Origin of the sequence: Pseudogracilibacillus auburnensis (genome assembly GCF_003201975.1) — a bacterium.
In the GTDB taxonomy this organism is placed as follows: Bacteria; Bacillota; Bacilli; order Bacillales; family Amphibacillaceae; genus Pseudogracilibacillus; species Pseudogracilibacillus auburnensis.
Genome location: NZ_QJJQ01000002.1, coordinates 358,279 through 378,383 on the forward strand (window position 1 = coordinate 358,279; position 20,105 = coordinate 378,383).

Annotated in this window: 19 protein-coding genes; 13 read left to right on the top strand and 6 right to left on the bottom strand. The window is 34.2% G+C overall.

The window, feature by feature from the left end:
- Positions 1-57: 57 nt before the first annotated feature.
- The 3 genes from DFR56_RS04825 to mutY all read right to left on the bottom strand — a co-directional run bounded on the left by DFR56_RS04825 (position 58) and on the right by mutY (position 2,428).
- The gene (locus tag DFR56_RS04825; protein WP_110394283.1) at positions 58-594 is read right to left on the bottom strand and encodes a DUF402 domain-containing protein; all 537 of its coding nucleotides are present in this window, start codon (positions 592-594) and stop codon (positions 58-60) included.
- Positions 595-1,056: 462 nt separating this feature from the next.
- Positions 1,057-1,221, bottom strand: a complete 165-nt coding sequence (locus DFR56_RS04830; protein WP_110394284.1) for a gamma-type small acid-soluble spore protein — start codon at positions 1,219-1,221, stop codon at positions 1,057-1,059.
- Positions 1,222-1,345: 124 nt separating this feature from the next.
- A complete protein-coding gene (gene mutY, locus DFR56_RS04835; RefSeq protein ID WP_110394285.1) occupies positions 1,346-2,428 on the bottom strand; it encodes an A/G-specific adenine glycosylase in 1,083 nt (360 codons plus the stop codon).
- Between the two features lie 61 nt (positions 2,429-2,489).
- On the opposite strand from mutY, the gene DFR56_RS04840 reads away from it, so the two are divergent.
- A complete protein-coding gene (locus DFR56_RS04840) occupies positions 2,490-3,476 on the top strand; it encodes a metal-dependent hydrolase (protein ID WP_110394286.1) in 987 nt (328 codons plus the stop codon).
- A gap of 150 nt (positions 3,477-3,626) precedes the next feature.
- Here DFR56_RS04840 and DFR56_RS04845 read toward each other — a convergent pair whose 3' ends face one another.
- Positions 3,627-3,965: a YfhH family protein gene (locus DFR56_RS04845; protein WP_110394287.1), complete on the bottom strand. Its 339-nt coding sequence runs from the start codon at positions 3,963-3,965 to the stop codon at positions 3,627-3,629.
- A gap of 33 nt (positions 3,966-3,998) precedes the next feature.
- On the bottom strand, positions 3,999-4,796 hold the full coding sequence (gene recX, locus DFR56_RS04850; protein ID WP_158525505.1) for a recombination regulator RecX: 798 nt from the start codon (positions 4,794-4,796) through the stop codon (positions 3,999-4,001).
- 82 nt (positions 4,797-4,878) lie between these two features.
- Here recX and DFR56_RS04855 point away from each other — a divergent pair, with 82 nt between their 5' ends.
- The 9 genes from DFR56_RS04855 (at position 4,879) to DFR56_RS04895 (ending at position 15,582) form a co-directional block, all read left to right on the top strand.
- A complete protein-coding gene (locus DFR56_RS04855; RefSeq protein ID WP_110394289.1) occupies positions 4,879-5,769 on the top strand; it encodes a TIGR01777 family oxidoreductase in 891 nt (296 codons plus the stop codon).
- Between the two features lie 228 nt (positions 5,770-5,997).
- Entirely contained in the window at positions 5,998-6,672 is a 675-nt protein-coding gene (locus tag DFR56_RS04860; RefSeq protein ID WP_307786782.1) for a sugar transferase, read from the top strand.
- A gap of 1,069 nt (positions 6,673-7,741) precedes the next feature.
- A complete protein-coding gene (locus DFR56_RS04865; RefSeq protein WP_110394290.1) occupies positions 7,742-9,118 on the top strand; it encodes a tyrosine-protein kinase domain-containing protein in 1,377 nt (458 codons plus the stop codon).
- Positions 9,119-9,123: 5 nt separating this feature from the next.
- Positions 9,124-10,476 (top strand): lipopolysaccharide biosynthesis protein, encoded by a 1,353-nt coding sequence (locus DFR56_RS04870; RefSeq protein ID WP_110394291.1) that lies wholly within the window; start codon positions 9,124-9,126, stop codon positions 10,474-10,476.
- On the top strand, positions 10,473-11,642 hold the full coding sequence (locus DFR56_RS04875) for an O-antigen ligase family protein (protein ID WP_110394292.1): 1,170 nt from the start codon (positions 10,473-10,475) through the stop codon (positions 11,640-11,642). The genes DFR56_RS04870 and DFR56_RS04875 overlap by 4 nt, the downstream gene beginning before the upstream one ends.
- A 6-nt stretch (positions 11,643-11,648) precedes the next feature.
- On the top strand, positions 11,649-12,779 hold the full coding sequence (locus DFR56_RS04880) for a glycosyltransferase family 4 protein (protein ID WP_110394293.1): 1,131 nt from the start codon (positions 11,649-11,651) through the stop codon (positions 12,777-12,779).
- Positions 12,776-13,693: an NAD-dependent epimerase/dehydratase family protein gene (locus tag DFR56_RS04885; protein WP_110394294.1), complete on the top strand. Its 918-nt coding sequence runs from the start codon at positions 12,776-12,778 to the stop codon at positions 13,691-13,693. The genes DFR56_RS04880 and DFR56_RS04885 overlap by 4 nt, the downstream gene beginning before the upstream one ends.
- 33 nt (positions 13,694-13,726) lie before the next feature.
- Positions 13,727-14,734: a polysaccharide deacetylase family protein gene (locus tag DFR56_RS04890; RefSeq protein ID WP_110394295.1), complete on the top strand. Its 1,008-nt coding sequence runs from the start codon at positions 13,727-13,729 to the stop codon at positions 14,732-14,734.
- Positions 14,735-14,748: 14 nt separating this feature from the next.
- Complete coding sequence (locus tag DFR56_RS04895; protein WP_110394296.1) at positions 14,749-15,582, top strand: hypothetical protein; 834 nt, start codon at positions 14,749-14,751, stop codon at positions 15,580-15,582.
- 348 nt (positions 15,583-15,930) lie between these two features.
- Here DFR56_RS04895 and DFR56_RS04900 read toward each other — a convergent pair whose 3' ends face one another.
- Entirely contained in the window at positions 15,931-17,052 is a 1,122-nt protein-coding gene (locus DFR56_RS04900) for a hypothetical protein (RefSeq protein WP_207518805.1), read from the bottom strand.
- Between the two features lie 847 nt (positions 17,053-17,899).
- Here DFR56_RS04900 and DFR56_RS04905 point away from each other — a divergent pair.
- From DFR56_RS04905 to DFR56_RS04915, 3 genes are all read left to right on the top strand, one after another.
- Positions 17,900-18,457: a GNAT family N-acetyltransferase gene (locus DFR56_RS04905; RefSeq protein ID WP_110394298.1), complete on the top strand. Its 558-nt coding sequence runs from the start codon at positions 17,900-17,902 to the stop codon at positions 18,455-18,457.
- A gap of 160 nt (positions 18,458-18,617) precedes the next feature.
- Positions 18,618-19,013: a GntR family transcriptional regulator gene (locus DFR56_RS04910; RefSeq protein ID WP_110394299.1), complete on the top strand. Its 396-nt coding sequence runs from the start codon at positions 18,618-18,620 to the stop codon at positions 19,011-19,013.
- Complete coding sequence (locus DFR56_RS04915; protein WP_110394300.1) at positions 19,006-20,100, top strand: DUF1648 domain-containing protein; 1,095 nt, start codon at positions 19,006-19,008, stop codon at positions 20,098-20,100. The genes DFR56_RS04910 and DFR56_RS04915 overlap by 8 nt, the downstream gene beginning before the upstream one ends.
- Positions 20,101-20,105: the final 5 nt, after the last annotated feature.

Genomic DNA, 20,105 nt, shown 5'->3' on the forward strand with positions numbered 1-20,105 from the left:
TATACATAATCTTTACTTTTTTCGTATTTAAAGCCCTGTTACAAAAGCAACAAGGCGTTAAACTTCAGACTGCAATGTTAAAAACTTATCATACCAATAATGAATAAATGATTCGTTAAATGGATCATGATGATGTTGAATCCAGTTTTGTAACACGATTAAATCAGTTTCAATCGCTTGTTGAACCGTTATTGGATAAGTATATTTTTCGTTGTTTGTTTCATATTCTTCTTGATCGAGAATCTTGTAAGACCAATCTAACGATACAATGATATCTATATCATAATCAATATATTGTATCATTCTGTTTTTATACGTATATGGTGAACTTATATTGCAATAATAAAATGATTCGTCTTTGCCAAGGATAAATATAATGTTAAACCAGTACCGTCGATCAAAATAAAAAATCGCTGGCTCCTTTGTGCGCCACCTATTTCCTCCCGCTTCTTCTACAATTGTTTTATTGTTTCCACCAATAATTTTTTGTTGATCACTGTAAAGAACAATATTTTCTTCCCATCTTCTATGCAGTGTCTGATCATGTTTTAAACTATTAATGTGAATGACTGAACCAATGCTTGGTATCTCCATCCAATCGACCTTTCACTCGGTTATATCATAAGTATACAGGTTCAACAATTATATAGAAAGTTTATTGTTTCTATTTGATCACACTTTAAGCCTCTCGTAATTTTTAAGTTGTTATTTTGATTATGCATATTCTAACTGTAATTCCCCTAGCAGTTTCCTCTTACATGTCCAACTTCGTTAAATTCGTACCCCACTCTTTCAGAAACCTTGCCATTCGCTAAAGAAAACACATCGATTGGCAATCCACAAAGCGGGGACTAGGAGATGTTGCACTTATGTACATAATTAAAGCCTTTATTGCGAATACCTTAGTTGAACTTACGGTGGGACAAACGAGAGTGAAGTCCAGGTCGTCGCGTTTTCAGCCAATGAGCAGGAAGAAAGAATTTATACTTTCTTATCTGCTAAAGAATAAAAAGCTTTCCCGCCTAGGAAAGCTTTCATACATAATCATGTATTTCATTACTTTTTATTTTGTTGTGATTTTTGATTTTGCTTCCTTACTTCTTGTGCGTCTGTTTCTTCAGCAAACTCCGTTCCGTATTGTCCAGGTTGAGCTTGTGCCGCTTGCTGGTTTTGTTTTCTCACTTTTTGCACATTAGTGCCTGCTTTTTGCTTGCGATCCATTTTATATCACCTCCGCAGTTATTAACTTATCCAACTTGGTAAAAGTTATCCAAACTCCCCTATTGGTATTATTTGGAACAACCTTTTTTTACTTTGGAGGTGTATACTATTTTTTTATATTAAATTAGCCATGTTTACCTTGCAAAAATTCCCTTACCTTTATATGGGACACTGAAAAAGGATAGTCCTGTAATTCTTCTTCCTTTATAAAGGATAATCTCACTTGTTCACTTATTTCAGGTCGTGTCGCACAAATTGCTTCATATACATGTAAATCCCAAATTAAATGGGAAAAAACATGATTGACATGTCCTAATTCTTCTTTCAATATAAGTGGAATTCCATACTTCTTTTCTGCTATTTTTTCTAAAGAGTGTTTATCCTTCAGTTCTATCATCGGAAATTGCCACATATTTGCGAGTAACCCTTTATCAGGACGTTTTTCTATGGCAATTTTTCCATCCACATCACGAATAAGTAACACGAGATAAGATACTGTTTTTTGTTTTTTCTTTTTTAATTTAACGGGCAGCTTTTTCTCACATCCTTCAGCAAAGGCACGACATTCATTTTGTACCGGGCAAAGCAAACATGCTGGTGATGTCGGTGTACAGATTAAAGCACCAAGCTCCATTAATCCTTGGTTAAAGGCAGAAGGATCTGAATGGCAAATTAACTCTCTTACAATATGTTCAAACTTTTTCCTCGTTCGTTGTTCACTTATATTATCCTTTACGAGCAAAACACGGGACAATACACGCATAACATTTCCATCAACGGCGGGTTCTGGTTGCTGAAATGCAATCGATGAAATGGCTCCTTGTGTATATGGACCAATTCCTTTGAGTGTTCCTAATTGCTTCGGATTTTTTGGAACTTCACCATGATAAGTTGCTACAACTTCTCTTGCCGCGTCATGTAAATTTCGTGCCCGTGAATAATAACCCAATCCTTCCCACTCTTTTAGTACTTCTTGTTGTTCTGCCTTAGCTAAGTGAAAAATTGTTGGATAACGATTCATAAACTTCTTATAATAAGAAATAACGGTATCAACTTTTGTTTGTTGTAACATAATTTCAGAGACCCAAATTGCATACGGATTATTCGTATCACGCCATGGTAGTTCTCGTTTGTTTTTATGATACCAAGAAATTAGATTATGGTTAAACATTTTTTTGTCAAATTTATGTAACGTTTTATCAGTCATAAAATCACTCCGTTATGTTACAATTGTACTAGATGATTGGTTCGTTTTAAGGAGGACATAAATGGATACTGGAACCCATGTAGTAATGGGAATTGCACTAGGAGGTGTCGCTACTTTAGATCCTGTAGTTGCAAATGACCCTACACTATTTAATGCTGTTTTAATCGGAACATTAATCGGATCACAAGCTCCTGATTTTGATACTGTCTTAAAATTAAGAAATAATGCCACATACATTCGTAACCACCGTGGATTAACACATTCTATTCCAGCAGTTATCTTTTGGGGTGTGTTTATCTCAACGATTATATATATGTTCGTACCGGAAATCAGTTTTCTCCATCTTTGGCTCTGGACGTTTTTAGCTGTGATTGTCCATGTGTTTGTCGATATTTTTAATGCCTATGGAACACAAGCTTTGCGTCCGTTTACTCACAAATGGGTTGCACTTGGCTTTATTAATACGTTTGATCCATACATCTTTTTTTTACATGTTGCAGGAATAATCGCTTGGATGTTAGGAGCAAACCCGGGCAGCACTTTTTTAACGATTTATGGTGTTATTACCCTTTACTATATTAAACGTTTCTTTGATAAAAGGGAAATCGTTAAAAAAATTCATGAATATTTTCCAACAACAGAACAAGTTGCAACATCTCCAACAATGAAGCAAAATTATTGGCGGGTAGCAATAACGACGAAAGATCGCTTTTTTGTAGGAATAGTTGAAAATGGCCATATCCAGTTAATGGATGAATTCGAGCGTGTCCCATTGCCGAAATCTGAAATTATTGATATTGCAAAAACAGATAAAAATATTGAAGCGTTTTTGTCATTTTCCCCTGTTTATCGTTGGGAAATCATTGAAAATGAACGCTATACAGAGGTCCGTTTTATCGATTTAAGATACCGTTCCAAAGGATATTACCCATTTGTCGCCGTCGCCCAAATTGATGATCATTTTACCATTATCAATTCCTATACTGGCTGGATATTTTCAGAACAAAAATTACAAAAAAAATTGTATTTTGGCGACAGCCCAACGTAATCAAACAAGTTTCCTGGCAAGCAGTATGATTTATGGTATAAGTCCGTTTAAACGCTATTCGTTACCCTTAGATTCTAACTAGCCAGTTCGAGCGCAAAGTAAAATTTAATCACTTGTATACGAAAGAAAACTCGCATTTTTAGCGAGTTTTTACTTTCCCTCTACCTTTTCTCCAAGTAATGATATGGGTAATGCTTCTTCCGTTTCATGCATTTCTCCCAATAAATTAATTCGATGTCCCCAAGCCATCACACCGTTAATAAAATTAATTTTGAATGTATAACCAGGATCTCCATTCAATTTGTGAATATCATCTGACTGAAATTCATCTGGATTCATCATATAAGAAGAAACAATTTGCATTTTTCTTTCGTAAATGGCGACTTTATTTATTTCACCTAATTGCTCTGCTTTTTGGGCTTTTTCCTTCAACTTCCCTAATTCTTCACGTAATTGTTCAATGGAATAATCACTATATCGTAAACTCATTGCTTCATCCCCTTACTACTACATATTTTACATTTATTCCTCTAAATTTTCTACATATTCGTTAATAAGTTCACTTGAAAATCCTCTACTATATAATCCAGCCTTTATTTTCGTTTTTAATTCATAACCGGAAAACTTTTTGCTATAACGTCTAACCAATTTGTCACCTTGCACTTGTAAAACAGATTTTTCCTCCTCATGATCCTTTTCTCTTGATACCTCTCTCATGACATCAGTGACAACATCATTTGTAAAACCTTTTTGTAATAATTTATAGGTTAATTGTTCCTGTCGTTTTCGATAAGAGTGTTTACTTTTTTTGTTGAATTCTCGTTCTGCCCATTTGATTGCTTTTGCAAACTGTTGTTCCTCGCTATATTGAAGAGCTGCACGATTGGCTATTTCAAATGAAACTCCTTTTTCTTGTAATTCTTTAGCAATGAGGGTTGGTCCTTTCGATGTGAAATTCATGCGATCTTTGACATAAGCATTTGCAAATTCTTCATCGTTTAAGACCTTTTCTAATACTAACCGATCGATTACTTGATCGATTGCTGTTTCTTCCATTTCTTTCCCTTTTAAGTAGGTGCGCATTTCTAGCATCGATCTCATTCGGTAGCTTACGTAATTAATAGCTGATAAATATGAACGTTGCAATGATTCATTTTCAGTAATATTTTTAATCATTTCATCTGATAAAGTTAACCCTTTATGTAAATGAAATTTTATTAACACATCTTCATCCACACTAAAAGCGTACTCATGATCTAAAAAAATATTGTAGCGATTCGCCGACTTTTTTTGTGTTGAAATTTTAGTAATTGTTCGCAAAAATTGACTCACCCCTTGATCTATCATAACATGAATATACTATTATAAAATTTGTGCTGTTTATATGAAGGAGGGGGTTTTCTTGAATATATTATTGACTGGTGGAACTGGATTTATTGGAAGTCGTTTTGTCAAAAGATTAGTGGCGGAAGGTCATCATGTCTATGTTTTAACCCGTTTCCCTAAACAACACCAAGATACAGAATACGTATCTTACATTAGTTACAACTATTCCATGAATAGATTACCATTTATTCATGCGGTTGTGAACCTTGCTGGTGAATCGCTTTTTGGTTATTGGTCCGAAAAAAAGAAAGCGGATGTTGTTTCAAGCAGGATTCAAACGACCGAAAAATTAATCGCAATTATGATGCATATGGAGACAAAGCCTGAAGTATTTATTTCTGGTTCAGCTATCGGTTATTATGGTGTTTCTAACGATAAAATTTTCACCGAAGCAACAAAAGAAGCAAGTGATGATTTTTTAGCTACCGTTACTTCTCAGTGGGAAAATGTTGCCCATACTGCGGAAGATTTCGGCATTCGAACAGTGTATGCAAGATTCGGAGTTGTTCTTGACGAGAATGAAGGAGCTTTGCCACAAATGGCAAGACCGATAAAATTATTTGCAGGCGGAAAAATTGGCTCAGGCGAACAATGGATTTCTTGGATCCATATAGATGATTGTGTGGAAATGCTTTTATTTGCTCTCCAGGAAAAAGCCATTAAAGGCCCTCTTAATGTTACTGCACCATATCCGAGACGAAACGCAGACTTTACAAAAGTGTTGGGGCAAACATTACACCGCCCTACTTTTTTATCAGCACCTACAGCTATGTTAAAAATAATGCTTGGAGAAATGCATCAACTCATTACAGAAGGACAATATGTCTATCCAAAAAAAGCAGAAGAAAATCATTTTACATTTACATATCCTCATTTAGAGGAGGCACTTCAACAAATATATCAGTGAAAATGGTAGCACATAGATTTAATAAAACTCTATGTGCTTTTTATATTGTTTTCATTTAGCCCTTTCCTTCAAAGAACTTTTCTGAATAATATTTGGAAGTTCTTTTTTTATTTTCAATAGTTGGAAAATTAAACAGAACAAATTCCTATACTATTTCTTTCCATAGTAATAAAGATGTTGTACATCGAATATAATGGTATAACTTTCGACCGACAGGAGTGGTAAACATTGGTTCAAAGGGCAAAAATAGACATTTTTCATATAAAAGAAATAAAAGTAGTTGTAAAACAGTATAAATTCTATTTTGTTATAAAGAGATTTATGGATATTATTGGGAGTCTCTTTTTATTGTTTTTACTATTACCGTTGATACTTATTACAACATTAACGATCATCATTTTTGAAGGCACTCCAGTTTTATTTAAGCAAGAACGAATCGGTAAAGACGAAAAGTCATTCATTATATGGAAATTCCGTACGATGCAACTAAATAAAAGTTCTACTAAAAAATCAGGACGCTCATGGACAAATGGGGTTCCTGATGATTTTATCTTTAAATCAAGTGTAGCCATGAATGTAACGAAAATTGGTTTTTGGCTTAGAAAATTTAGTATTGATGAAATACCTCAATTAATTAATGTCTTAAAAGGAGAAATGAGTTTTATCGGTCCAAGACCAGAAATCCCTGAAATTGTTCATTATTATAATGAATGTCAAATGCAACGACTTTATGTTAAACCAGGGATTACTGGGTATGCACAAGTAAATGGAAGATCAAATATAAATCATGGAGAAAAAATTCATTATGATCTGAAGTATGTAAAAAATTGTTCATTTCTTCTAGATACAAAAATTGTTTTTTTAACAATTATAAAAGTTATTAAGGCAGACGGTGCAGTTTAGGAGGCATATTTTCAACTAAACTTCATCTACTAGTTCCACTTCACAAATAGTAGAAGCAAGGTCAAACGTTGAACCATACTTAACAATCATTTATTAATGACTCAACTTACGCACTGATAAAACGAATTTAAACAGTTAGCTTGGTTAAGTTTTAAGTGCTTCTAAAAAGATGCCCTTGACAACTTGGGTATCATGAGTAGTTTTCTTAAAATTAAGAGCGTCATTCCGTCTCCTACAAAAATAAATTTGATGTTGCATAATAAGAAATAAACTGCGCAGTAACTTTAGGTCTGCTAAACAACTAAATTGCGTTCCATGCTACCGTTGTCTTCCGCGAAATGTGACATGCTTTCCGCAGGCACGGCTTCAGCCTCCGACGCACAATGTTTATTGCGACGAGTAATCGCAGTCGCAGGACGTGCTAGTGCGGGTATTGCGACAAGGACGTCGCGAACTTAACCCGCCTCGCGGAGAAACCACCGCTGCGGGGTCTTCAGACACGTGGGACTCCGCTAAATGCTCGTCCCATCGAAGACCATGTGCTTTTCCAGCAGGAGTCGACTGTCCTACGCTCCAATCAACTGTACGTTAGGTTAGGGGAATATAGATGATAATAATTTTAAACATAAATTACCGTAATGATTCAACCTCACCTGAGCGAAGAAAATACACGGAGACTCCTGCGGGAGGAAAGGCATCGGTGAGACCCTGCCCCGGCAAGGGGTATGCCGACGTTGGCCGCAAAGGCCGGTTTTAGTTGGCCTTCCATTAATTTCAAGCGAGGAGGCTTACCAGCCGCCCGCGGAAAGCGGAGTGTATTTCTGTAGCGACGGGGAGTGCTGCTAGCTTAGTTATTGCACAGTTTCGTTCTACTATTTGATCAGATTTGGAAGCTTAAGAGCAATGTACTTAGATGTAAACATGTTTCTAAAGCAAACAAATAATCCAAAGTCAACCTGAGTACTGTCTCTTCATCCAACATCATTCTACTAAGGCATAACTGTTCATTTCAATATGCGAAAGTTGAGTTAATGAGTAACACATTATTGAATATTGGGGCTGTTTATCGATGGATCAAACTTTTCAAATTCGTGATTTTTTACAAATTTTTAAAAAACGAATCAAATTTATTATTACTGTTCCACTACTCTTTGCACTTCTAGCAGTTATTGTTAATTCTTTTATCATTAAACCAGTCTATGAGGCTCGTTCTGATTTACTCGTTAATAATACTGTACCAATGACAGAAGAAACATTAACCGCTCTCGACATCGAAACTAATTTACGATTAATAGAAACGTATCATTTCATTATTCAAAGCGATCGTATAATCGATTTAGTCGTAGAGGAGTTAGATGAACCTTTTACCAATAATGAATTACAGAAGAAGCTTCGTGTGGAAACAAACGACAATTCTCAAATTATTTCCTTATACGTAAAAGAAAATGATCTTGATACAGCTGTTGAGATCGCAAATTTATTTGCCACCAAATCTAAGGAAGAAATAAGTCAATTAATGAATTTAGAAAATGTCAATATATTAACAGAAGCTAAAGTCGAGAAGCATAAAACCCCTATTTCACCGAAATTATTTTTTAATACGGTCATTTCGTTTATAATCGGATTTCTGTTTGCTTGTACCTATGCTTTTTTATCAGCTTATTTCAATACAAAAATAAGTTCAAAAGAAGATATTGAGAAATATCTTGGTTTATCCTTTTTAGGAGAAGTAGGTATTATTTCAAAAAATCGAAAGAATCGCTTGAATTCAAATAAAAAAGAGGATTTACATTCTATTCTTACTTCGAGAAAAGGTCCGATGTCTACTCCAGTTTTAGAGGCATATCGTTCCATAAGAACAAATTTACAGTTTCAACTAATGGATAAATCTTTAAAAACGATTTTAGTTACAAGTACTTCAAAAAATGAAGGGAAAACAATAACCTGTAGTAATTTGGCAATGATGATGGCAATTGATAATAAAAAAACAGTCGTCATTGATGCTGATTTACGTAAAGAAAAAATGGGAATGTCGAACGGTCAAATTGGCTTAACACACTATTTAGCAGGAAATAGATCTGTTCAAGATATTTTATTGGACACATTTACACCTAATTTACAATCGATTACTTGTGGTCCGATTCCACCGAATCCAGCAGAATTATTATCGTCTGAACGAATGGATCAACTACTTCAGGAATTGAAAGAACATTTTGACCGAATTATCATTGATAGTCCTCCGTTATTTTTTTCCGATGCAGCAATTCTCGCGACAAAAGTCGATGGTTGCTTACTCGTCGTTCAATCCGACACAACGAAAGTTACTCATATTCAGCAAGGTTTAGGTCAACTAACAAATGTAAATGCAACTATTCTCGGTGCAATCATCAACAAAAAGAAAGAAAGGAAGAATGATATTAACTATTATCATTATGGAACAAGGTGAAGTGAATGAAAAATAAGTTGTTACGAAGTTGGAAAATAACGGATAGCGACTTTATTAAAAGTGTTGCAGTCTTAATGTCTGGCACGATATTATCACAAATTACTCTCGTTTTAGTAACACCATTATTAACAAGAATGTATGGTCCTGAACAATTCGGTGTTTTTGCTGTCTATACGTCGATTTTATTTACTATATCAGTTATCACTTCTCTTCATTATGAGACTGCGATTCCACTTCCAAAAAAAGATAATGATGCCGTACATGTATTGGTCGTAGCATTACTTATATTATGTGGAAATGTGCTCGTCCTATCGCTCATCATTATCTCGTTTAGGTCACATATTGTACATTTATTTCAATTTCGAGAACTTACCCTATATTTATCGTTCCTTCCTGTAAGTATTTTAGGCCTCGGTACTTTTCAAGTTTTTCAATTATGGGCACTTAGAAAAGAAGCTTATCCGAGAATTGCACAAAGTAAAGTAAAAATGAATCTCTCACAAATTTGCTCTCAACTCAGTTTGGGAATTTTTTCAAATACTGCTGGATTTTTAATTGCTGGTGAAGTATTAGGAAGAATAATCGGTGGATTCAGCTTAGCATTTTCATCGAGAAAAGACTTTAAAGGAAAACGTATGAAGTTCCGATGGGAAAAGTTAAAAGTAACAGCTATTCGCTATAAACATTTCCCTCTAATTTCAAGCTGGTCCTCCGTGTTTGCTGGTTTTTCCGCCCATCTGCCAATTTTATTTATTGCAAGCAGTTTCGGTGTTAAAGTTGCAGGATGGTATTTAGTAGCTACTCGCGTCCTTGCCCTACCAGATGCATTACTCGGTTATTCAGTGAAACAGGTATATTTAGCAAAATCGGCAAAAATACTCCATATTTCTTTTTCTGATTTTGTCAAACTGTTTTGGAATACAGTAACAAAGTTATTTTTGATCGCTCTCGTTATTTTTGTTAGTTTAGCCATCGTTTCACCGATTGTTTTTCCTTTTATCTTTGGCGATGCATGGGGAGAAGCTGGAAAATTTGTTCAATACTTGAGTATTCTTTATTTCTTTCAACTTATCGTTGGACCAATTAGTCCTAATTTTTACGTACTTGAATTATTACATATTCAAGTATTCGCTGAGGCATTTCGATTAATTATCCTTGTACTTGGGATTGTTTGTGCTTATTTTTTTCTTACAGAACCATGGCAAGTCATTCTTACATTAAGCGTCTTTGGGGCAATTGGCTTTATTATGCTTGGGATCGGCTCTTGGTACACGATGTATCTAAAACTTAAATCAACTCGTAAAGCGAACATATTCATATCAACTATCGATAATGATAAAAGTAGGCGATCAATTTGATTATCTATCCCATAAATAAAAATGATACGTTTTTAAAGCTTATTGCTTTTACGATTTCAACTAGTGCATTTGTTTTATTTGAACCAGCACCATATGAATTTATTATCACTCTCGTTCTATTTGTTGCTTTTTTTTACGGATATACGAGCTATGGAAACAAACATTTCTGGCCGATGACGCTCCTTGTTTTATTTATTCAGATGAATTTAATTTCTAGTTTTTTTGTAACGGATGTTAAAAAAGGGATTCTATATTTCTTCATTACATGCTATTTAATCATCTCTTGGATTGGGATTGCAGGTCTTAGTGCATATTTTCAAGAACGATTACTCCCGTATGTGTTTAATGGATATATGATCGCATCTGTTGTATCCGTCGTAATTGGAATCGGTGCTTATAGCCAAATAATTCCTGGGGTCGATTTTCTTTTAAAATTCGATCGAGTGCAGGGTTTCTTTAAAGATCCAAATGTTTTTGGCCCATTTTTAGTCCCCCCTGCCCTATATGCTTTATGGAAATCTAGTATTTTAGGATTTTACAACAAGAAAGGATATGCGTTTTTTAGTTCCTTTTTAATATTAACTACTGGTATTTTACTTAGTTTCTCTAGAGCCGCTTGGGGACATTATATTTTAGCAATTACTATTTATCTATTCATTATTAAAAAAAGTACAAGTAAACGACTAAAATTGATGCTCCTTCTCCTGCTCATCGTTATCCCAGTACTTATTTATTTTGTAACTTCGACTAATATTAGCGACTTATTTTTTGATCGACTTAGTCTACAAGAATATGATAATACTCGTTTTCAAAATCAAGCAAATGCAGTGGATAATCTTATTCGCTATCCTTTCGGTTTTGGTCCAGGGCAAGCAGATGTCATGTTAGAAATATCTACACATAGTCTTTATGTACGAATTCTATATGAAAATGGCTTGATTGGCTTCCTAGCCTTTTTTACCTTTTTTCTTATTTGTCTTGGACGTTCCGTTATCCATTTAATTAAAGTTCCTTCTAGAATGCAAGGTTATTTTGTCATTATTACTGCTTCATTAATCGGAATTTTATTTAATAGTATTTTTATCGATACGATGCATTGGCGACATATGTGGTTACTATTAGCTCTTCCTTTTATGGATATATATCAAGAAGAAAGAAAGAAGTGATTCCATGTGAAAATTGTTCAGTTTATTACACGAATGGATGTGTTAGGTGGTGCACAAATACATGTATTTGATTTGACGAAAGCACTTATCAGTCGAGGTCATAAAGTAATTGTTATTGCAGCTGGTTTCGGTAAAATTCCACAAGAACTTGAGAAGCTCGGTATTGAATATTATCAATTGAATCATATGACTGTTCCAATTCGTCCAGTTAAAGATGTTCGCGCATTATTTGAGGTTAAAACAGTATTAAAAAAGTTAAATCCTGACCTTATCGCTATTCACTCCTCAAAAGCAGGGATCATTGGTAGACTTGCGGGAAAAATGCTTCGGATACCGACTGTATTTACCGCGCATAGTTGGTCTTTTTCTGGTGTAACAAACAAAATGAAAAAAAATCTATTTATTACGATAGAAAAATTAATTGGTCCACTATCTTCGGGCATAATTACCGTTTCACAATTTGATTACGATGCGGCAAAAGCTCACAAAATAGCGTTCCATGTCAATATGAAGATGATTCATAATGGGATTCATGATATAGAAAAAAGTGTTCCAAAAACCTCCTCTGACAAAGTGAAAATGGTTATGGTAGCGAGATTTGCCTATCCAAAAGATCATCTTTTATTACTCAAAGCATTAAAAGATATACCACATGAAAACTGGCAACTAACACTCATTGGAGATGGTCCGTTATTAACTGAGACGAAAGCTTATGCATCAACATGCGAGTTTGCTAATAATATTATTTTTGCAGGAGAATGTGCAAATGTTTTTAATTATTTAGCGGAGGCAGATATTTTTTTGTTAATCACAAGATCTGAGGGACTTCCAATTAGTATTATTGAAGCAATGCGTGCAAATTTACCAATTATCGCTTCAAATGTCGGTGGTGTTAAAGAATTAATTGATCATCAAATTTCTGGCTTACTTGTCCCTCGTGACAATGTTAACAATTTACGTACAGCAATCCTTTCATTATTATTTGACGAAAAGTTAAGAAAACGGCTCGGAATAGAAGCACGCCGTAAATATAAAGAAATGTTTACCTTTTCGATCATGCTTCATGAAACAGAAAATTATTATAAAAAAGTTTTATCACATGGTAGAAAAACAAAACAGGGGGTGCATGAAGGATGAAAGTACTCATCACAGGGGGATCGGGATTCATCGGCTCTCATCTAATAAACAGATTAATAGACGAGCGAGTAAATGTAGTTGTTCTAGATCATTCAACGAGCCTAGAAAATCATTTTCACCATAATATAGTGAAATTCTATCACATCGATATTACTGATCCTAATATAGCAAAAATTTTTGATGAGGAGCGTCCAGAAATCGTCTTTCATTTAGCCGCACAAGTTTCTGTAGCTAACTCGATGAAAGATCCAGCAATAGATGCAAATATAAATATTTTAGGAACAATCAACGTTTTACAAAATGCCGTGAAATATAAAGTAAAAAAGTTTATTTTTGCTTCAAGTGCAGCTGTTTATGGCACTCCAAAGTATTTACCAGTAGACGAGCACCATCCTTTGAGTCCAACTTCATTTTATGGTCTTTCCAAGGCAATTGGAGAAAAGTACATTCAATTATATGGAGAATTATTTCATTTAGATTATTGTATCTTACGGTTTTCGAATGTGTATGGTCCTGGTCAAACAACAGACGGAGAAGCTGGAGTTATTTCTATCTTTCTTCAGCGATTAAAGGATAATTTACCTTTAATCATTTATGGTGATGGTACACAAACACGCGATTTTATTTTTGTCAAAGATGTGGCAGACGCTTGTTTAAATGCAATGACTTTACCAGGCTCCCATATTATTAATATTAGTGGCAATGAAAAATTTTCGTTAAATGAACTTGTCCAAATTTTGATGGAGCAATTCGGTACTACCATTTTAACAAAATATCAACCTAGTAAAGCTGGTGATATCCTTCATAGCTGCTTACAAAATCAGCTTGCCTCCGATATATTGCGCTGGACTAAACAATATTCGATCATTGCAGGGTTAAAAGAAACATATGAACATGCGGAAAAAATAAAATAGAATTTTCCTTTTGAATAGAGAGGATGGCTTTAGATGAGAATGCAAGAAAATGTAGGTACATTCATCATTTCTTTAGATTTTGAACTTTATTGGGGAGTTCATGATGTATTTAAACGGGAAAAATATGAAAAAAATATTCGTGGTGCCCACGATGCAGTGTTAGCAATGTTAGAAACATTTCAACAGTACCACATCCATGCTACATGGGCAATTGTTGGCATGATCTATTGTACGAATATAATGGATTTGAAAAAACATATACCGAGACATACACCAACTTATAACAATAAAAAACTATCTGCTAACCATTATGTAGAAAACAATCCAATTACCGAACAAGATTACGATCTATTTTTCGCTCCTTACCTTATTCAACGCATTCGTGCTACTCCTAATCAAGAAATAGCTACCCATACATTTTCACATTATTATACGTTAGAAAAAGGACAGTCCGAAGAACAATTTTCAAGTGACTTAAAAACTGCCATACACATAGCAGGGAAAAACGGAAATAATATTTCCTCGATCGTTTTTCCAAGAAATCAAGTGAATGAAAAATTTTTACAAACTTGCGGTTTACTTGGAATTACCGCTTATCGTGGAACTGAAAATAGTTTTATTTATAAACTAAATTCGAATGAGCGAAAAAGATTTATTAAGCGCGTATTGCGTCTGTTGGATTGTTATATGAATCTTTTCGGACATCACACATATTCTTTACCTTCACCAACAAATAATCTCGTTAACATAAAGTCGAGTAGATTTTTAAGACCTTATTCAAAAAAACGGAGTAAACTTGAGAGCTTACGTTTAAAGCGAATTAAAAATGCAATGACCTACGCAGCAAAACGTGGAGAGATATATCATTTATGGTGGCATCCACATAATTTTGGGATAAATCTTGATTTAAATATGGTGCTTTTACAAGAAATACTTAATCATTTTATTTTGTTGCAAAAAACATACGGCTTTCAGAGCCGAAATATGAGACAGTTAGCTAGTGATATTTTAGCTAATAATACATCAAAAAGTAATTATTAAAAGGAGTGTTTATCATGGCAATTCAGTGGAAAAAATATATTTTTACACTAAATGAAATGTATGAAGATGAAGAAGTAGAGAAGGGACTTCCGAAAGCCGATCTACATGCCTATTTTATGCAAAAAGAATTATGTAACTTCGACAAATGGTATACGCTTCATAAACAAGTACTAACCCTGTGCATCGATTTAAACAAAACGGAAGATGAATTACGAAAAGAGATGAATCGGACGACGAGATATCAAATAAATAAAGCGGGACGAGATAGTCTTTCTCTCCATTTTCTCACAGAGCCAAAGCTAGAAGATATCGAACAATTTACAGCTTTTTTTAATCCATTTGCCAGAGAAAAAGGAATTGAATTATGTCGAGTCGATAAACTAATGTCTCTAAGGAAAAATGGCAGGATCGTCATTTCTTATGTTTGTCATCCTGATGGTCGAAAATTAGCAAGCCATGTGTATATATTAACTAAAAGACGTGCGATTATGCTCTACTCTTGTTCAGGTCGTTTTGCTAATGCAGATATTCCAGGACTCCATATTGGTCGTGCAAACCGGTACTTACATTGGAATGATATACTATTTTTTAAAGAAAGAAATTTTCAATATTATGACTTCTTAGGACTATCAATTAATAAGGAAGATAAAGCACAGCAAAATGTCAATACGTTCAAAAAAGGATTCGGTGGATTCGAAAAGATTGAATATCAAAGTTTTGTTCCACAAAATTGGCGTGGTAAAATCTTAGTTCTCGCCTTAAGAGTAATGTGGCGTAATCAGCTAGAATTAATTCATGGAAATAAGATGCCTGTTTTTAAATATTTAGCGAATATTGAAGAGAAATAATATACCTTAACTCATTAATAAAGGTTAAAGAAAATAGTGAAAACCAAAATTAGCCTAATATATTTTATTAATCATAGCAAATATATTACATTCTTTGGTATAATAACATTGTTTTAAAATTGCCACTGTAGCTCGAGAAGGGAAGAGCGCTGGAAAACAATTGTAGAACCAGGTCGCAAGGCAAGGGTTTCAGAAGCACCGAAAAGCAAAAACAGCTGAGGCAGGTGCAATTCCTGCCGGTGAAATTCCGTAGGGAAGCGTGTTCTCCCCTAGCCTATGCTCAGGAAACGAGTGCGGGTTCGAATCCCGTCAGTGGCTTCTTTCCAATTTTCTATTAGATCCCCACCATTAAGTTTTAATCACTAGATCTAATGATTCTCCATCCTCAATAGGTATATCATATAGAAGGTCAAATGTCTTATGATGAATAACGAGTAAATGATCATTGTTTTCATCTGTACCTAACAAATATATTTCCTGCTTTTTTACGTCTTGATATAAAATTTTATAATAATAGTTTTCTCTCAAATAATCAGTGTCTATAATAGTAAATGTTGGTATATCATGAAATGAAAATATACCTAATGTCGGGATTGAAACATTCTCTTCTTTATAGACGATATGCAATGCTGTTAAATGGTCAATGAAAAGACTAGCATTCATATCGTGGTAACATTCCTGTTGAGGCATTGAATCAAAAGGGGTATATTTCTTTACGTTTAATTGTTGATTTAAAACGTAGAGCATCCCTTGCTCACCTAAAATATAGGCATGTTCTTCTGTAGCATATAGTGGAAAGTATTCCCACTCTCCTATCTCATCATCTAAAGAAACGTGTTCTGTCGTTCCAGTTAGACTATTAATAATTGCAATAGATGATTGGTATTCATTATTCTCATGATAGTTTCCATAAATTATTTTATGGCCAAATTGTAAAATTGCTTCATCAGTCGCTTTGTACCCTTTCGTAACTTCCCAACTTACTTTTTTAGAAAAGTTTGATATAGACGATCCGTAGTAATCTCTTTCTTCATCAAAATGAGTTGTTTCAGTGTTACTAATAGCTTCAAATAAAATATCATTCCCATAATGTTTTATTTGTCTTATACCAACCTTACCATAAAGATATTCATCGATCTTCACTTGTGTAAACTTCTTTTTGTCAATGTCATATATGTAAAAACAATTGTCGATGATTGCTTGTCCTTTCAAAGACATATAAAGTTGATGTAACTCATTAGGTTTTTGATTTACATGAAAACGCCTGAATACCTCGTCTGTAACTTCAAACTCTCGGATAACTTCACCAGTCGTCAACACCTCTTTAATCAGAGTCTCCTTTTGCGATCTACTAGCCGGATATACTAAATAAAAAGTGTTACTGTTATTTACGTTTTCGAATGAAATATTTTCAATCCCAGTAATTTTTATACGGTCTATTGATTCAGGGCTAGATGCAAATTTATACAAAAGGATAAGGCCTACCAAAATGAATAAAATTATGATAAATACCGTCATTTCCTCACCTAACTTTTTGTTTTTTCTCTTTCTATTTCTCTACTAAAGGAACAACTGAACAACTAGAGTAGTTCTTTGCAATAAGATTCTAATTTCAACTTACGTGCAAAGGTTTTATCGTAAAACAGTCAAAATCCTTGCATTTCTATCACGTTAAGCATCGTTGAACTCTCTTGGAAATACCATTTAACACTGCATTCGAAGAGGTGTAATACAAGAGGTTATCGTTGACCTTGCAATTGTTCAATACCTCTCCTATATATGTTAACGTATTTTTCGTATTTTATGAAGATAACTGGATCATTTTATGTAAATAAATGAATATTATTAATTCACCAATATACTAAATTTACGTTAAATTATTTTGTCATCATCCTGAAAATTAAATTGGCTATAAACTCTTATTTCAAAAGGCTTTCCCAACTTTATAAGTGGATATATTATCGCGTTAAAAAATTGTTCAAATTTAATTACTTTTTTACAAAAAAACTATTCCCATTTCACCTTAGTTCGTGTTAAAATAAATTGACAAAAATATTGGAGATAAATATAGGGAAGGCAAATGGTGCGCCACCAGAAATAATCTGGTTCTAGCAGGTTCGATTCCTGCCCCGAATTTTCGTTGTCCGTTAACTTAAATTCGTGGGTGTCCACCAGGCCTGAAAAACCCTAATTTGGGCACCCGACTTTTAGTAAATAAGCAATGGGAAATTGCTTATTCCACATAAGTCATACTAAGTTACGAGTCACCTTTTTGACTCAAAAATTAGTTTTCTTAAATAAAGGAGGGTGCATTATTATGCTCAAAAAACGCGATTTACATGAAGTTCCAGCATTATTTGAATTATCTTCTCATCCTGATGTCTACCCCTATATTCGACATAAGGCAAATACGAGTGATGAGTTTTACTTTTTAACAAAACAAATGATGGAAGCTGAAAATAATGGTGAACTCATTTCACGTACAATTGTTGATGAATTTGAACATCCAATTGGGACAATTAATTTATATGATATTCATGAAAAAAGTGGTTTTTTAGCGACATGGGTTGGTCAACCTTATTTTGGTAAAGGCTATAATAAAGTAGCAAAGCAATTGTTTTTGGAAGAATTATTTTTCACCTTAACGATCGAAACAGTCTTTATGAAAGTGCGAAAAAATAATGCCCGTTCTTTACGAGCCGTTTCCAAACTACCATACGTTGAAAATGCCAATCAACTATACCCGGAAATATATTATACAATTAATTATCCAGAAGAAGTGTATGACTTATTCGTTACTACGAAAGAACATTATTCTTCTTACGTACAATTTGCACAAGCTGGAGAAGCCGCAGAAGCGGAAGTTGTTTCCTAATGATAATGGAACTGAACCAACCTTATCTTTTGCTTAAATACAAGACAAAGAAAAGAGCTGAATGATTTCAGGCTCTTTTTTCTTTTGCCTATTGTTTTATTATTTTTCGTATGTTATATTACTTATATAACATATATCACGAATAGTAAGGGTGGTGTTTATGTATATTCAGTTAGATTTTGAGTCGGAAACCCCCATATATGAACAACTAAAGAATGAAATTATCATTGGCATTGCGAAAAAACAATTAGTACCGGGTGAACGTCTACCTTCTGTTCGCTCATTAGCAAGTGATATAGGAATCAATTTGCATACAGTAAATAAAGCTTATCAACAATTAAAACAAGAAGGTTTTTTACTAATTCATCGCCAACGTGGTGTCGTCGTACATCCAGATGGTGCCCCTAAAGCTGATGAACATTACGAGCAAAAATTAAAAACTACCCTTCGCCCACTTATTGCCGACTCTTATTGCCGGGAATTGAGTAAAGAACAATTTAGGAGACTAGTTAAAAGTATTTATTCGGAGTTAGAGGAGGGAAAAAAAGATGAATAATCATCTAATGTTTTTACTTTTTTTATATCCTACGATCATTCTTGTTTTAGCAACTATTCCTTATTTAACGAGAAAAACAGAGAATTTCGGAGTATCGATACCTGAATCGATGTATGGACGAGATGATTTTAAGGCGATGCGTAAAAAATATTCACTATTATTAACGTCAATAGGACTTTTGACAACTGTTATTCTTTTTATCATAGGATTACAAGTAAGCGAAGCAACAGCATATATTATTTATTCCGTCCTGATCATTGTATTTATTATTGGAAGCTTTCTTTTATATCTACCTTTTCACTTTAAAATGAAACAGATAAAGCAAGCGGAAAATTGGCAAGCTGCTCGAACACAGTCATTAATCATTGATACGAAATTTCACCAAGAAAAACTAACTCATTCCAATTGGTGGTTCACCATTCCAGTCTTAATTACACTTGCGACCATCACAATCACGTTTATATTATACGATGTTATACCAGAACAACTTCCAATGCATACAGATTTTTCCGGAAAGGTAACATATAGCGATAAATCCATTGGTACGCTTTTACTCATCCCTGGATCGCAAGTTTTTCTGGTCATTCTATTCATTTTTATCAATGTCATCATTAGAATGACGAAGCAACAAGTGAGTGTTGAAAACCCGGATAAGTCAAAGCGACAAGGGATTATCTTTAGAAGAAGATGGTCTGCTTATCTGGTCTTCACATCGACATTAACAGCCATACTTCTTTTGTTTACACAACTAAGCTTTATTTACCCAAGTTTAGACAATTATCATGAACCTGTCATTTTCACAATTACCGCAATTATTATGATCGTGACATTAGCCCTCGCCTTTACAACTGGGCAAGGCGGAAGTCGCGTAAATATTAATGATCAGCATGATGAAAGTGTGATTGACCGTGATGATGACAGGTTTTGGAAGCTTGGACAATTTTATGTGAATAGAAATGATCCTTCCATTTTCGTTGAAAAGCGATTTGGGGTTGGATGGACAAATAATTGGGCTCATCCATTATCGTGGGTTCTTGTCGGGGCTCTCATTCTAGTCATTGTTATACCAATTTTATTATTTTCATAAGGAGG

Coding starts and splice junctions, on each gene's coding strand:
- DFR56_RS04895 (WP_110394296.1), top strand. CDS start 14,749: ATGGCAATTCAGTGGAAAAAATATATTTTTACACTAAATGAAATGTAT.
- DFR56_RS04825 (WP_110394283.1), bottom strand. CDS start 594: ATGGAGATACCAAGCATTGGTTCAGTCATTCACATTAATAGTTTAAAA.
- DFR56_RS04865 (WP_110394290.1), top strand. CDS start 7,742: ATGGATCAAACTTTTCAAATTCGTGATTTTTTACAAATTTTTAAAAAA.
- DFR56_RS04840 (WP_110394286.1), top strand. CDS start 2,490: ATGGATACTGGAACCCATGTAGTAATGGGAATTGCACTAGGAGGTGTC.
- DFR56_RS04845 (WP_110394287.1), bottom strand. CDS start 3,965: ATGAGTTTACGATATAGTGATTATTCCATTGAACAATTACGTGAAGAA.
- DFR56_RS04890 (WP_110394295.1), top strand. CDS start 13,727: ATGAGAATGCAAGAAAATGTAGGTACATTCATCATTTCTTTAGATTTT.
- DFR56_RS04910 (WP_110394299.1), top strand. CDS start 18,618: ATGTATATTCAGTTAGATTTTGAGTCGGAAACCCCCATATATGAACAA.
- DFR56_RS04905 (WP_110394298.1), top strand. CDS start 17,900: ATGCTCAAAAAACGCGATTTACATGAAGTTCCAGCATTATTTGAATTA.
- mutY (WP_110394285.1), bottom strand. CDS start 2,428: ATGACTGATAAAACGTTACATAAATTTGACAAAAAAATGTTTAACCAT.
- DFR56_RS04915 (WP_110394300.1), top strand. CDS start 19,006: ATGAATAATCATCTAATGTTTTTACTTTTTTTATATCCTACGATCATT.
- DFR56_RS04870 (WP_110394291.1), top strand. CDS start 9,124: ATGAAAAATAAGTTGTTACGAAGTTGGAAAATAACGGATAGCGACTTT.
- DFR56_RS04885 (WP_110394294.1), top strand. CDS start 12,776: ATGAAAGTACTCATCACAGGGGGATCGGGATTCATCGGCTCTCATCTA.
- DFR56_RS04830 (WP_110394284.1), bottom strand. CDS start 1,221: ATGGATCGCAAGCAAAAAGCAGGCACTAATGTGCAAAAAGTGAGAAAA.